This is a genomic window from Streptacidiphilus carbonis (genome assembly GCF_000787775.1).
Lineage (GTDB): Bacteria > Actinomycetota > Actinomycetes > Streptomycetales > Streptomycetaceae > Streptacidiphilus > Streptacidiphilus carbonis.
In genome coordinates, this window is sequence record NZ_BBPM01000106.1 from 1 (window position 1) to 13,728 (window position 13,728).

At 72.0% G+C, this 13,728-nt stretch carries 12 protein-coding genes; 8 read left to right on the top strand and 4 right to left on the bottom strand.

Annotated elements, in window-relative coordinates:
- Window positions 1-76 precede the first annotated feature (76 nt).
- The gene (locus TR46_RS36795; protein ID WP_042411294.1) at window positions 77-385 is read right to left on the bottom strand and encodes a hypothetical protein; all 309 of its coding nucleotides are present in this window, start codon (window positions 383-385) and stop codon (window positions 77-79) included.
- Between the two features lie 278 nt (window positions 386-663).
- On the opposite strand from TR46_RS36795, the gene TR46_RS36800 reads away from it, so the two are divergent.
- On the top strand, window positions 664-2,289 hold the full coding sequence (locus TR46_RS36800) for a threonine/serine exporter family protein (protein ID WP_236655694.1): 1,626 nt from the start codon (window positions 664-666) through the stop codon (window positions 2,287-2,289).
- 58 nt (window positions 2,290-2,347) lie between these two features.
- Window positions 2,348-3,259: a hypothetical protein gene (locus TR46_RS36805; RefSeq protein ID WP_063770759.1), complete on the top strand. Its 912-nt coding sequence runs from the start codon at window positions 2,348-2,350 to the stop codon at window positions 3,257-3,259.
- A 35-nt stretch (window positions 3,260-3,294) separates the two neighbouring features.
- On the opposite strand, the gene TR46_RS36810 is transcribed toward TR46_RS36805, so the two are convergent.
- Together TR46_RS36810 and TR46_RS36815 are read right to left on the bottom strand one after the other, a co-directional pair.
- On the bottom strand, window positions 3,295-3,693 hold the full coding sequence (locus TR46_RS36810) for a nitroreductase/quinone reductase family protein (protein WP_042411324.1): 399 nt from the start codon (window positions 3,691-3,693) through the stop codon (window positions 3,295-3,297).
- A 152-nt stretch (window positions 3,694-3,845) separates the two neighbouring features.
- Window positions 3,846-4,340: an inorganic diphosphatase gene (locus tag TR46_RS36815; RefSeq protein WP_030254020.1), complete on the bottom strand. Its 495-nt coding sequence runs from the start codon at window positions 4,338-4,340 to the stop codon at window positions 3,846-3,848.
- A 97-nt stretch (window positions 4,341-4,437) separates the two neighbouring features.
- On the opposite strand from TR46_RS36815, the gene dacB reads away from it, so the two are divergent.
- From dacB to folE, 6 genes are all read left to right on the top strand, one after another.
- Window positions 4,438-5,913: a D-alanyl-D-alanine carboxypeptidase/D-alanyl-D-alanine endopeptidase gene (dacB, locus tag TR46_RS36820; RefSeq protein WP_042411300.1), complete on the top strand. Its 1,476-nt coding sequence runs from the start codon at window positions 4,438-4,440 to the stop codon at window positions 5,911-5,913.
- Between the two features lie 27 nt (window positions 5,914-5,940).
- The gene (locus TR46_RS36825) at window positions 5,941-7,107 is read left to right on the top strand and encodes a zinc-dependent metalloprotease (RefSeq protein WP_042411303.1); all 1,167 of its coding nucleotides are present in this window, start codon (window positions 5,941-5,943) and stop codon (window positions 7,105-7,107) included.
- A gap of 250 nt (window positions 7,108-7,357) precedes the next feature.
- The gene (gene tilS / locus TR46_RS36830) at window positions 7,358-8,542 is read left to right on the top strand and encodes a tRNA lysidine(34) synthetase TilS (protein WP_042411306.1); all 1,185 of its coding nucleotides are present in this window, start codon (window positions 7,358-7,360) and stop codon (window positions 8,540-8,542) included.
- A gap of 175 nt (window positions 8,543-8,717) precedes the next feature.
- Window positions 8,718-9,272 carry a hypoxanthine phosphoribosyltransferase gene (hpt, locus tag TR46_RS36835; protein ID WP_042411309.1) on the top strand — a complete coding sequence of 185 codons (555 nt, stop codon included), beginning with the start codon at window positions 8,718-8,720 and terminating at the stop codon, window positions 9,270-9,272.
- 259 nt (window positions 9,273-9,531) lie between these two features.
- Entirely contained in the window at window positions 9,532-11,541 is a 2,010-nt protein-coding gene (ftsH, locus tag TR46_RS36840) for an ATP-dependent zinc metalloprotease FtsH (RefSeq protein ID WP_042411312.1), read from the top strand.
- Window positions 11,542-11,636: 95 nt separating this feature from the next.
- A complete protein-coding gene (folE, locus tag TR46_RS36845) occupies window positions 11,637-12,245 on the top strand; it encodes a GTP cyclohydrolase I FolE (protein ID WP_042411315.1) in 609 nt (202 codons plus the stop codon).
- A 38-nt stretch (window positions 12,246-12,283) separates the two neighbouring features.
- Here the strand turns inward: folE and TR46_RS36850 are convergent, their stop codons facing one another.
- Window positions 12,284-13,579, bottom strand: coding sequence for an alpha/beta hydrolase (locus TR46_RS36850; protein ID WP_042411318.1), 1,296 nt, complete (start codon window positions 13,577-13,579; stop codon window positions 12,284-12,286).
- Between the last annotated feature and the right edge of the window lie 149 nt (window positions 13,580-13,728).

A 13,728-nucleotide genomic window follows, 5' to 3' on the forward strand; every position in this document is an offset into this window, starting at 1 on the left:
CCCACCCGCTCCGGCGCTGGTGGAGCGGGGTGGTGCCGGGCAAGGGGCGGGGTGCTCGCACCGCGGTGCGGTGCGGCTAGTAGTAGACGTCCACCGCCGACCAGTTGCCGGTGGACTGCGCCGCGGCCACCGAGCCGGTGCTTCCGGCGACGCCGCCGGTGTCGGCACCGTCGGAGGTTCCGCCCCCGGTGCCGGTCTGCTGGGACGCGTCGGCGTTGCCCCTGACCGCGCCGGTCAGGCTGCCAGAGCCGCCATTGCTGACGATGCTGCTGTTGGACCCCTGTGAGGCGCCGGCGGCGTTGCTCGCCGCGGTCGCCGTGCCGATGCCGAGGCACATGAAGGCTGCCAACGCGGTGAACGCCGCGAAGGTGCGCAAACGGGACACGCGAACTCCCTGGGATGGTGTGGATGGTGACGGGGGGCTGGCCGACCCCTGCCGTCGGTCCTGACGTCGCGTGCCCAGCATTCACCAACAAGTCGATAAAGTTCCATCCAGATCGGTGCATGTCCCCCGAACGGGGTCAGTGACCGATCGTCGTCCCTTTCGTTGAGCCGACACCGCGTCAACAGCCGGGTGTGCGTCACCCCTGCTGATCAGGCACAGTTGTGCCGGAGCCGACGAAACGGAGCCGACAGCGACAGCGACGGGACAAGGAGCCGAGGGTGCCCCAGGGCAGCGAGCCTGAGCAGGACGACGACGCCCGGGGGACGGTCACCCCGGGGCTGCTCGGGCACGCCGAACCGGTCGGCACCACCCCCTCCTCGCTGGAGCAGGGCCCGGCGCCGGCCGCCGCACCGGCCCAGCCGCCGACCGAGGACTGGCTCGCCCTCGGCTACACCCCGCCCAGCGGCATCTCGCTCACCAAGCTCAGCGTCGGCGCCCCCGGGGCCGCCCCCTGGCCGGACCGGATGCGCACCCTGCTGCGCACCCCCATGTACGAGCGGCCCGCCTTCGAGCGCAGCAGCACCCCCGAGCCCGCCGAGGTCGGACCCAACGTCCCCCGGGTCCTGGACCTGACGCTGCGTATCGGGGAGCTGCTGCTCGCCAGCGGCGAGAGCGCCGAGGACGTCGAGGCGGCCATGCTGGGCGTCAGCCACGCCTACGGGCTCGACCGCTGCGAGCCGCAGGTCACCTTCACCCTGATCTCCATCTCGTACCAGCCCTCCCTGGTGGAGCCGCCGGTCACCGCCTCCCGGGTGGTGCGCCGCCGGGGCTCCGACTACACCCGGCTCGGCGCGGTCTACCGGCTGGTCGCCGACATCACCGCGGAGCAGGCCAGCACCGAGGACGCCTACCGCACCCTCGCCGAGATCCGCCGCAACCGGCACCCCTACCCCGGCTGGGTGCTGTCGCTGGGCACCGGGCTGCTCGCGGGCTCGGCGACGCTGCTGGTCGGCGGCAGGGGCGACGCCCAGGCCTGGCTGGTCTTCGCCGCCGCCTTCGTCGCCTCCGTCATCGGCGACCGGCTGGCCTGGGGCGTGGCCAGGAAGGGGCTCCCCGAGTTCTACCAGTTCGTGGTCGCGGCGATGCCGGCCGCCGGGATGGGCGTGGTGCTCACCCTGGGCGACTCCGGGCTGCGCGGCTCAGTGGTGATCACCGGCGGCCTGTACGCCCTGCTGCCGGGGCGCGCCCTGGTCGCCGCCGTCGCGGACGGCCTCACCGGCTTCTACATCACCGCGGCGGCACGGCTGCTGGAGGTGGTCTACCTGGTCGTCGGCATCGTCCTGGGCGTGATGCTGGTGCTCTACGTGGGGGTCAAGTTCAGCGCCTCGCTGCACCCCGAGCAGACCTTCGCCACCCGCGCGTACCCGGCGCTGCAGCTGCCGGCCGCGATGGCGCTGACACTCTTCTTCGCGATGCTGCTGCAGACCTCCCGCCACGTGCTCCCCTTCGTGACCTGCTTCGGCGGTATCGGCTGGGCGGTGTTCGGGGTGCTCACCGTGGAGGGCGGGCTCTCCCCGATCATCGCCACCGGGCTGGCCGCCGGGATGGTCGGCCTGTTCGGACAGCTGGCCTCGCGCTACCGCTACGCCTCCTCGCTGCCGTACGTCACCGCCGCGCTGGGGCCGCTGATGCCGGGCTCGGTGATCTACCTGGGCCTGCTCTCCTTCGCCAAGGGCGAGCCGGTCAACGGCCTGGTCTCGATCAGCCGGGCGGCGGCCATCGCCCTGGCCCTGGCCGTCGGGGTGAACCTGGGCGGCGAGGTGGCCCGGCTGTTCCTGCGGGTCCCGCAGGGCGAGGGGCCCGCCGTGGTGCGCCGCGCGGCCAAGCGCACCCGCGGGTTCTGACGGGCATGGGCATGGGCGCGGGCGCGGCGGGCGTGGGAGTCGGGAAGGAGTGACGGCTGTGTGGCACCACATCTGGGAGGCGTACGCCCGCCACATCCAGGACCCCGGCAAGCAGCCGCTGTTCCTGGTCCTGGTCGGCTTCATCGGATCCTTCCTGTTCATCCGCTTCAGCGTGCGCATGATCCGCCGCGGGGTGCGCTGGTGGCCGGGCAACGTCACCCCCGGCGGCCTGCACATCCACCATGTCGTCTTCGGGATGTTCTTCCTGCTGCTCGGCGGGATCGGCGCGTTCGCCACCGCCGGGACCCATCCCTGGCTGGACGCCTTCGGCCTGGTCTTCGGCATCGGCTGCGGGCTGGTGCTGGACGAGTTCGCGCTGCTGCTGCACCTGGAGGACGTCTACTGGAGCGAGCAGGGCCGCAAGTCCGTGGACGCGGTCATCGTCGGCATCCTCTTCACCGGGCTGCTGCTGGTCGGCTACCTGCCGCTGGGGGTCACCCCGTCCAGCGACGTGCGCTGGGGCCTGATCGCCATCATCTGCACCAACGCCCTGTTCACCGTCACCACGCTGCTGAAGGGCAAGTTCTGGAGCGGGATGCTCGGCATCATGGTGCCGGGCGTCTCCTGGATCGCCGCGGTGCGGCTGGCCCGTCCCAACAGCCCGTGGGCGCGCTGGCGCTACACCGGCAACCCGCGCAAGTTCGCCAGAGCGCGGCGCCGTCACGACCGGTGGCACCGGCGCGCGGACATCGCCCGGCAGTGGCTCTTCGACCTCATCGCCGGCAAACCCACACCGCCGGGGGTCCGGCCGACCCGGGCCCATCTCCTGGCCGAGCGCATGGCGGCCCGCCTGGAACGCCCCACCCGCCCCCCGCACGACGACGAACGCGCCCGCCGACTCCGCGCCGCGCGAGCCCGCCGCTCCACCGTCACCGCAGGGCGCCCGCGCCGGGCCCGACGGCGGGTCTGACCCCGCGGGTCGGGCACGGTCTCCGTCCGCCCGGTTCAGGCGGGGGCGAGGTCGACGCGGACGGTCAGCAAGTCGGTGCCGAGGGCCTGGACGGCGGTGCTGTTGTAGCGGGGGAGGGCCCTGAGCCGGGCCCGGGCGTCGTCGTCCGGGAGGAGGTGGGCGGTTCCGGGGTACCAGGTCCCCTTGAGGCGGACCCGGACCTGCGGGTCCGCCTGGATGTTCCGCACGTACTGCGACTTCACGCCGTACTCGGAGACCAGCCAGAAGGCGTCGTCCACCCGGCGCCCGCCGACCGGGGTGCGCCGGGGCTGCCCGGACTTGCGCCCGGTGGTCTCCAGCAGGGTCTGGCTCGGCAGCCGCCTGGCCACGGGGTTGACGACCCGTCGCTGGAACGTGGTGACGGCCCGGAACTTGAGCTCGTGATAGCGCGACACTGCGTGGCCCTCCGCTTCGCTGTCCTGGTCCACAACGAGACTAAGGCTCCGTCAGGAGTCAAGGCGACGGCGACGGCTCACCCCCTGCGACAGCGCCGCCCCGGGGTCCCGTGGTCCGGGGCCGGGGCGGCGGTGGGGGAGCCGGACGGTGGTCAGTGGGACTGACCGGAGTCCGCGAGGCGCTTGATGGAGTTGACGATCTCCTCCTCGGCCTCGACGCGGCCGACCCAGTGGGCGCCCTCGACCGACTTGCCGGGCTCCAGGTCCTTGTAGACCTCGAAGAAGTGCTGGATCTCGAGGCGGTCGAACTCCGACACGTGGTGGATGTCGCGCAGGTGCTCCCAGCGCGGGTCCGAGGCCGGGACGCAGAGCAGCTTGTCGTCGCCGCCCGCCTCGTCGGTCATGTGGAACATGCCGATCGCGCGGCACTTGATCAGGCAGCCGGGGAAGGTGGGCTCCTCCAGGATGACCAGCGCGTCCAGCGGGTCGCCGTCCTCACCGAGGGTGCCCTCGACGAAGCCGTAGTCGGCCGGGTAGCGCGTCGAGGTGAAGAGCATCCGGTCCAGGAAGATGCGACCAGTCTCGTGGTCGACCTCGTACTTGTTCCGCGAGCCCTTCGGAATCTCGATCGTGACGTCGAACTCCACAGCTCCTCCATTGCTTGTCATAGATGTGCGCAGGCAGTCGTTCGCAGCCAATAGTGTCTCCTACGGCAAGGGGTGCTCGGGAAAGGGGCAGGTCCGGATGGGTTCTTGGTGGGGGGCTGCGGCGCGGGGCTACGCGCTGGCGCCGACGCGGACCGTCGCGGTGGTGTCCGGGGCGCTGGGACTCGCGCTGGCGGCGGGGGGTATCGCCGCCGCGGGGCCCTGGGCGGGCGGCCAGCGGGTCGCCGAGCATGACCGCGGCCTGAGGGCGGACAGGTCGGCCGGTGCGGTGATGGTCCGGCCCCGGCCGGTCCCCGCGCCGAGCTGGGTCGCGCCGCCCGCCGTGCTGAAGCCGGCCGCGGCCGGCGGCTCGACCGCCGCCGCGGGCAGCAGCGGCGACGCGGCCGCCCCCACTGCCGGGGGCCTCACCGCCGCGCTGGGCTCCGCGCTGTCCGACCCGGTGCTCGGCCAGTTCACCGCGTCGGTCGTGGACGCCGCCACCGGCAGGACCCTCTACGCCAGCGGCCAGGACACGCCGCTGGCCCCGGCCTCCACCAACAAGATCGCCACCTCGGTCGCGGCCCTGTCCCTGCTCGGCCCCGAGCACCGGTTCACCACTCGGGTGGTGAGCACCGCCCCCGGCCGGATCGTCCTGGTCGGCGGCGGCGACCCCACCCTCTCCGCCGCCGGCCTGGCCGCCCTCGCGGACCGCACCGCCGCCGCGCTCAAGGCGTCCGGGACCGGGACGGTACGGCTGGGCTACGACATCTCCCTGTTCGGCGGCCCCGCGCAGACCCCGGCCGCCAATGTCGGCGACAACATCGCCCTGGTCCAGGCGCTGACCGTGGACGAGGGCCGGCTCGACCCGCACAGCACCGAGGACGCCCCCCGCTACGGCGACCCCGCCGCGACCGCCGCCGCCGGCTTCGCCGCGCTGCTCGGCAAGCGCGGCATCACCGTCCAGGGCTCGGCGGCGAGGACCACCGCCCCGGCCGCGGCGAAGGCCGCCGCGCCGCTGGCCCAGCTCCAGTCGCAGCCGCTGAGCGAGATCGTCGAGCGGATGCTGACCGAGAGCGACAACGACTACGCCGAGGACCTCGGCCACCAGACCGCCGTCGCGGCCGGCCTCCCGGCCACCTTCGCCGGCGGCGCGGCCGCGGTCATGCGGACGCTCACCCGGCTCGGCGTCCCGCTCGGGAGGACCCACCTGGTCGACTCCAGCGGGCTCTCCTCCGCCGACGGCATCCCGGCAGCCGTGCTCACCAGGCTGCTGCTGCTCGCCTCCTCGCCGGCCCACCCGGAGCTGCGCGCCGCCGTCAGCGGACTGCCGGTGGCCGGCTACACCGGCACCCTCGCCGACCGCTTCAGCAGCGACAGCAGCAGCACCGGGCTCGGCCTGGTCCGGGCCAAGACCGGTTCCCTCTCCACCGTCAACACCCTTGCGGGGCTTGTCCTGGACCGCGACGGCAGGCTGCTGGCCTTCTCCTTCATGTCCAACGCGGGCGGCGACGTGACCGCGGCCCGGGACGCCCTGGACCGGCTGGCCGCGCGCGTCGCCGTATGCGGCTGCCGTTGACGGGCAGGAGCACGTACGGTTGCTGATATGACGAGCCAGAGCGGCGGTGCGGATATGGCGGACGCGGCAGACGCGACAGGCATGGTCGACTGGAACCTCGCGGTGGCGACCGCGACCCGGTTGGCGCGCCCCGGACCCGAGGTCACCCGGGAGGAGGCGCGCGCCGCGGTCAAGGAGCTGCGGCTGCACGCGGCCGATGCCGAGCAGCACGTCCGGGCCTTCACCGGGATGCAGGCGCCGGGCGCCACGGGCACCCCGGTGCTGGTGGTGGACCGGCCGGGCTGGGTCAAGGCCAATGTGGCGGGCTTCCGGACCATCATCACCCCGCTGGCGGACCGGATGCAGGCGCGGCGCGCGTCCATGCCGGGCGGAGGGGCGCTGGGCGCGGTGGGCGGCAAGGTCACCGGGATCGAGCTGGGGATGCTGCTGGCCTTCCTCTCCTCCAAGGTCCTCGGCCAGTACGAGACCTTCGCTCCGGCCGAGGTCCCCTCGGACCTCTCCTCCCTCGACGACGAGCACCCGGTCCAGCCCGGCCGGCTGCTGCTGGTGGTCCCCAACATCGTCGCGGCCGAGCGAGAGCTCGACGTGGACCCGCGCGACTTCCGGCTCTGGGTCTGCCTGCACGAGGAGACCCACCGCACCCAGTTCACGGCGGTGCCGTGGCTGCGGGACCACCTCGAGGGCGAGATCCACGCGTTCCTCGCCGAGACCGACATCGACCCGGCGACGCTGCTGGAGCGGGTGCGGGACGCGGCCGGGTTCGGCGGGACGCCGGGGCAGGGCGACGGCGCGGGCGGCGCCGGCGGCACCGGGAGTCTGATGGACATCGTGCAGACGCCTGCCCAGCGGGAGATCCTGGGGCGGCTCACGGCGGTGATGTCGCTGCTGGAGGGCCACGCGGACGTGGTGATGGACGGGGTCGGGCCGCAGGTGGTGCCGAGCGTCGCGGAGATCCGCGAGAAGTTCCAGAAGCGGCGGGCCAAGGGCACCGGGTGGCTGGACCAGCTGCTGCGGAAGGCGCTGGGGCTGGACGCGAAGATGCGGCAGTACCAGGACGGGGCCGTCTTCGTCCGCGGAGTGGTGGACTCGGTCGGGATGGACGGGTTCAACCGGGTGTGGACCTCGCCGAACACCCTGCCGACCAAGGACGAGATCCACGACCCGTCGGCCTGGGTTGCCCGGGTGCACAAGTGACGGTTCGCGGGGGCTGATGTCCGCGCAGTAGTTGATCAAGCACGGCCCCGCGCCCCTGAAGGGCGCGGGATTCACCCTTCCGGGGGGACCATGGGTGTTGCGCGAACGCGGGTGGGCCGGGAAGGGGCAGACTTCTGCGACCATCGGCCTACGACAGTGCGCTACCGGACCGTCACTGTGAGGCATCACGGTGCGGGACGGTTCGCCGAACCACCCGCCGCTCCGGTCCGCTCATAGGAGTGATCAACACATGGGTCCGCACCCCGCAGTGGCCGCGATACGCCTGGCAGTACGCCGGGTCCTCAACGATGTCGCCGCCCAGGTTCCTGACACCTTCTCAGCCGCCGCCTCCACCACCACCGCAACCATCCCCGGCCCCAGCCCCAGCGCAGCGTCACGCCCCGTACTCCAGCTCTCCGGGGAGCGAACCCCCGTACCCCCGCGAAACGCCGCCCCCGGAGTCTTCCGCCCGGTCGGCGACGTCGATCCGCGCCATGCCGAGCTGCGCACCCCGCGACCCCGCCCCGCACCGGACGCCCCGCTCGTCCTGGTGGCCTGCAGCGGCGGGGCCGACTCCATGGCGCTGGCCGCCGCCACCGCCTTCGAGGCGGCCAAGCTGGGGCTGCGGGCCGGCGCCGTCACCGTCGACCACGGGCTGCAGGAAGGATCCACCGGCCGCGCCGTCGAGGTCGCCGGCCGGCTGCGCGCGCTGGGGCTGGACCCGGTGGACGCCCTCGGCGTGCACGTCGGCAGGGCCGGAGGCCCCGAGGCCGCCGCCCGGGACGCCCGCTACGCCGCGCTGGACAGCGCCGCCGAGCGGCACGGCGCCAGCGTGGTCCTGCTCGGCCACACCCGCGACGACCAGGCCGAGACCGTACTGCTGGGCCTGGCCCGCGGCTCCGGACCGCGCTCGCTGTCCGGGATGCCCGCCGCCACCGGCCGCTACCGCCGACCCTTCCTCGACCTGGACCGCAGCATCACCCGGCAGGCCTGCGCGGTGCTGGACCTGCCGGTCTGGGACGACCCGCACAACGTCGACCCCGCCTACACCCGCTCCCGGGTCCGCCACGAGGTGCTGCCGGTGCTGGAGAAGCACCTCGGCGGCGGCGTGGTCGAGGCGCTGGCCCGTACCGCGCGGCTGTTCCGCGACGACGCCGACGCCCTGGACGCCTGGGCCGCCCAGGCCGAGACCGAGGCCATGACCGACGACGGCCTGGACGCCGCCGCCCTCGCCGCGCTCCCGCCCGCGGTCCGCCGCCGGGTGCTGCGCCGCGGCGCGCTCCGGGCCGGCAGCCCGGCCGGCGACCTGTTCGCCCGCCATGTGGAGGCCATGGACCAGCTGGTCACCGGCTGGCACGGGCAGGGCCCGCTGCACCTGCCCGGCGCCGTCGAACTGCGCCGCCGCTCCGGCCGGCTGGCCTTCCGCCGCATGTAGTCCTGCGGCGGTGTGGCAAGGTTGGTGCGGTAGACACCGGATCCCCAGCACTTGGGACCCACGGGTTCGCTCAGGTGCGCCGGGCAGTGTCCGGCCGCCTCACGCCCGCCGCCGGCGGGATTCGTGGGGGTCCGAGGGGTCGCTCCCCGAAATTTGGAGTAAGGACGTACCGCGGGTGGACGAGAAGGACATGGGCAGCGACCTTGCGAAGGTGCTCATCAGCAAGGACGAGATCGACGCCAAGCTGGTCGAGCTGGCGGAGGCCGTGGACCGCGACTACGCCGGCAAGGACCTGCTGATCGTCGGGGTGCTCAAGGGCGCGGTGATGGTCATGGCCGACCTGGCCAGGACCCTGCACACACCGGTCACCATGGACTGGATGGCGGTCTCCTCCTACGGCATGGGCACCAAGTCCTCCGGGGTGGTGCGCATCCTCAAGGACCTGGACACCGACATCAACGGCCGGGACGTGCTCATCGTCGAGGACATCATCGACTCCGGGCTGACCCTGTCCTGGCTGCTCAGCAATCTGCAGTCGCGCGGCCCCGCCTCGCTGGAGGTCTGCACGCTGCTGCGCAAGCCCGACGCGGCCAAGGTGTCCATCGACGTGAAGTACGTGGGCTTCGACATCCCCAACGAGTTCGTCGTGGGATACGGGCTGGACTACGCCGAGAAGTACCGGAACCTGCCGTTCGTCGGCACCCTCGCGCCGCACGTCTACGGCGGCTGAGGGTCCGCTCGGACATTCCGCTGGGAACAGGGGAGCGTTTCCCTCCGTTGGACCCGGGGAAGGGCCGTTTGACACCGGTACGCAGTCGCTTGATGAGCTTCATGGAGAATGGCTGCGGTACCGTCCAATAATCCACTGTCTCGGTTGACGGTGGATGACCAACCGGTCGAGGTCATACATAGGACGCGTCCCACGGCTGACCGCCTGGGACGCCGCACAGTGGCAGGAGGGACGGGGCGGCTGATGTCGCCCCGCATGGATGGACGTGAAGCGATACTTCCGTGCGCCGGTGATGTGGATCGTGCTGGCCGTCCTCGCCGTCGTCGTGCTGATGCAGGTGGTGTCCTCCTCGGCCGGTTACAAGACCGAGGACACCAGCACCGTCGTCGCCGCGATCAACGACGGCAAGGCCCAGTCGGTCCAGATGACCACCGGCGACAGTTCAATGATCAAGGTCCAGCTGAAGAGCGGCCAGCAGATCGACGGCACCGGCCAGATCCAGGCGCCGTACACCTCGGACGCCTATGCGGCCACGCTGCAGACGCAGATGCAGTCCGCCATCTCGGACAACAAGCTGGGCAGCTACACGGTCAAGGTCGACAAGCAGAACACCTTCGTGAGTCTGCTGCTGTCGTTCCTGCCGTTCGTGCTGATCATCCTGGTGTTCCTGTTCCTGATGAACCAGATGCAGGGCGGCGGCTCCCGCGTCATGCAGTTCGGCAAGTCCAAGGCCAAGCTGATCACCAAGGACACCCCCAAGACGACCTTCTCGGACGTCGCGGGCGCCGACGAGGCGGTCGAGGAACTCCACGAGATCAAGGAGTTCCTGCAGGAGCCGGCGAAGTTCCAGGCCGTCGGCGCCAAGATCCCCAAGGGCGTGCTGCTCTACGGCCCGCCCGGAACCGGTAAGACCCTGCTGGCCCGCGCGGTCGCGGGTGAGGCCGGGGTGCCGTTCTACTCGATCTCCGGCTCGGACTTCGTGGAGATGTTCGTGGGTGTCGGCGCCAGCCGGGTCCGCGACCTCTTCGAGCAGGCCAAGGCGAACGCCCCGGCGATCGTCTTCGTCGACGAGATCGACGCGGTCGGCCGCCACCGCGGCGCCGGCCTCGGCGGCGGGCACGACGAGCGCGAGCAGACCCTCAACCAGCTGCTGGTCGAGATGGACGGCTTCGACGTCAAGGGCGGCGTGATCCTGATCGCGGCGACCAACCGGCCCGACATCCTGGACCCGGCGCTGCTGCGTCCGGGCCGTTTCGACCGCCAGATCGCGGTGGACCGTCCCGACCTCACCGGTCGGCATGACATCCTCAAGGTGCACCAGAAGGGCAAGCCGGTCGCTCCGGACGTCGACCTCATGGTCGTCGCCCGCCGCACCCCCGGCTTCACCGGCGCCGACCTGGCGAACGTCCTCAACGAGGCCGCTCTGCTCACCGCGCGCAGCGACAAGAAGCTGATCGACAACGGCACCCTGGACGAGGCGATCGACCGGGTGGTGGCGGGTCCGCAGAAGCGCACCCGGATCATGTCGGAGAAGGAGAAGAAGATCACCGCGTACCACGAGGGCGGACACGCCCTGGTCGCGGCGGCCTCTCCGAACAGCGACCCGGTGCACAAGGTCACCATCCTGTCCCGCGGCCGGGCCCTCGGTTACACCATGGTGCTCCCGGACGAGGACAAGTACTCGACCACCCGCAACGAGATGCTGGACCAGCTCGCCTACATGATGGGCGGTCGCGCGGCGGAGGAACTGGTCTTCCACGACCCGACCACCGGCGCGTCCAACGACATCGAGAAGGCGACCACCACCGCGCGGGCGATGGTCACCCAGTACGGCATGACCGAGCGCCTGGGCGCGATCAAGTTCGGGACCGACAACTCCGAGCCCTTCCTGGGACGTGAGATGGGTCACCAGCGCGACTACTCGGAAGAGGTCGCCGGGCTGGTGGACGAGGAGGTCAAGAAGCTGATCGAGAACGCCCACAACGAGGCGTGGGAGATCCTGGTCGAGAACCGGGACGTGCTGGACAACCTGGTGCTGGAGCTCCTGGAGAAGGAGACCCTGAACAAGGAGCAGATCGCGGAGATCTTCCGACCGATCGTCAAGCGCCCGGCCCGCCCGGCCTGGACCGGTTCCGCGCGGCGGACCCCGTCCACCCGTCCGCCGGTCCAGTCCCCCCGGGAGCTGGCCCTGACCAACGGTGTCGGCCAGCTGGAGGGCTCGGCCCCGGTGGACATCCTGAAGCTCCCGCCGGAGCCCACGGAGAGCTGATCCTGCCTGGTCAGGCGCGTATAGCACGGAATGTGTGCCGCTGCCCCAAGGTTCTAACCTTGGGGCAGCGGCATTCCTACTGGAGGGAAAGAACCATGACCGACCCGGTGACCATCGAGGGTGCGACCGGCGCCGTCCGTGAGTTCGACCAGAAGCGGGCCGAGGACGCCGTCCGGGAGTTGCTCATCGCGGTCGGCGAGAACCCGGACCGCGAGGGGCTGCGGGACACCCCGGGCCGGGTGGCCCGCGCCTACCAGGAGATATTCGCGGGCCTCTGGCAGGAGCCGGAGGACGTCCTGACCACCACGTTCGACCTGGGCCACGACGAGATGGTGCTGGTCAAGGACATCGAGGTGACCAGCGTCTGCGAGCACCACCTGGTGCCCTTCCGGGGTGTGGCCCACGTCGGCTACATCCCCTCGCACAGCGGCAAGATCACCGGACTGTCCAAGCTGGCCCGGCTGGTGGACGTCTACGCCCGCCGCCCGCAGGTGCAGGAGCGGCTGACCACGCAGGTCGCCGACTCGCTGATGCGGATCCTGGAGCCGCGCGGGGTCATCGTGGTCATCGAGTGCGAGCACATGTGCATGTCGATGCGCGGCATCCGCAAGCCCGGCGCCAAGACCATCACCTCGGCGGTGCGCGGCCAGCTGCGGGACGCGGCCACCAGGGCCGAGGCGATGAGCCTCATCATCGCCCACTGAGCAGCGTCAGCTACTGCACCGTCAGCCACTGAGCACCGTCAGCCCGGCACGGCCACCAGGCCCAGCCCGGCGACGTCCGGCGCGGCCGCCCTGGGGGCGGTGCCGCCCCCGGCCGGGGCGGATGCCGGGGCCGATGCCGATGCCGTGGGCTTGGGCTCGGGCGCCGCGGTGGGCGGGTTGAGCTGCTGGCCCAGCCAGGCCAGGGCGGGCTCCAGCTCCAGGCTCCAGGTGGTGTAGTTGTGCCCGCCGTTGGACAGCACCAGCGGGGTGACCTGCATCGGCGGCGTCACGGCGCGGATGAACTGCCCGGTCGCCCGGTAGTCGTGCTCGCCGTGGGCGGTGGTGGCGACCAGCACCCGGACGTGCGGCACCGGCAGGTGCTGCAGCCGCCAGATCAGGTTGTAGCTGTCCAGCAGACCGGTCCTGGCCGGGCCCTGGGGGCCGAAGAGGACACCGGTGGTGGTGGTCTCGTACTCCCAGTACTCGCCGCCCAGCGAAGCGGCGACACCGAACACCTCGGGGTGCCGCAGGGTGTTCTCCAGGGCGCAGGTGGCGCCCTCGGAGACGCCTGTCAGGCCCCAGCCGCGCGGATCGCTCTCGACCCGGTAGGCCGAGCGGAGCGCGGCCGGCACGTCCTCGGTCAGATAGGTCTCGGCCTGCGGGCCCCCGGGCGCGTTGATGCAGTCGGTGTCCCTGGGCGGCGCCACGGTCTGGGAGATGATCACCAGGATGGTGGGCTGCATCCGCCCGTCCTGCATCATCCGCGCGGCGATCTGCGGCATCCGCAGCCGGTCCACCATGGTCTGGATGCTGCCCGGGTAGCCGACGTAGGAGGTCAGCACCGGGAAGTCGACGTGCTGGTAGGCGGGCTGGAAGTACTGCGGCGGCAGGTAGACGTAAGCCGGCTGCCGGTAGCCGGTGCGCTCGCCGACCACGGTCACCGCGCTGAAGCTGCCGTTCTGCCCAGGCGGTCCCCCGACCGGCAGTTCGCTCCGCAGCTGCAGCGGGCCGAGCGGCGCGGGCAGCACCAGCTTGCTGCCGAGGTCGGTGACCTGCTCCTCGCTGCCGCCGCCGGTCACCCGGCCCAGGGTCACCGTGGTGTTGCCGCCGCCCGCCAGGTCGGTCCAGGTGGGGTAGAAGTCGCCGTAGGAGTTCAGCAGCAGCGCGGCCAGCAGGACCAGCGACAGCTGCGAGGCCAGCACCAGCAGCAGCCGCCCGGCCACCGGGAGCACCCCGCGACGGGCCAGCCGCGGCCAGAGCCACAGGGTGGCGCCGACGCTGAGGAGGGTCAGCAGCCCTGCGCCGTACTCCAGCCTGCCGCCTGTCAGATCCATCGACTGTGCTCCCGCTCCCTGTGTGTCGGTCCATCCTGCTGCCTGGACCGTGCGCCCACCGAGCCGGAAGGCCGACTGGCCCCCGATCGAGTGACACGGAGTCAGCGGAAAGGCTGCCGGGGGCGGGGCAGGGCGGGGCGGGGCAGGGC

Excerpts from the sequence above, each read along its gene's own strand:
- dacB (WP_042411300.1), top strand. The coding sequence starts at position 4,438 with ATGGGTTCTTGGTGGGGGGCTGCGGCGCGGGGCTACGCGCTGGCGCCG.
- TR46_RS36825 (WP_042411303.1), top strand. The coding sequence starts at position 5,941 with ATGACGAGCCAGAGCGGCGGTGCGGATATGGCGGACGCGGCAGACGCG.
- tilS (WP_042411306.1), top strand. The coding sequence starts at position 7,358 with ATGGGTCCGCACCCCGCAGTGGCCGCGATACGCCTGGCAGTACGCCGG.
- ftsH (WP_042411312.1), top strand. The coding sequence starts at position 9,532 with ATGGACGTGAAGCGATACTTCCGTGCGCCGGTGATGTGGATCGTGCTG.
- folE (WP_042411315.1), top strand. The coding sequence starts at position 11,637 with ATGACCGACCCGGTGACCATCGAGGGTGCGACCGGCGCCGTCCGTGAG.
- TR46_RS36850 (WP_042411318.1), bottom strand. The coding sequence starts at position 13,579 with ATGGATCTGACAGGCGGCAGGCTGGAGTACGGCGCAGGGCTGCTGACC.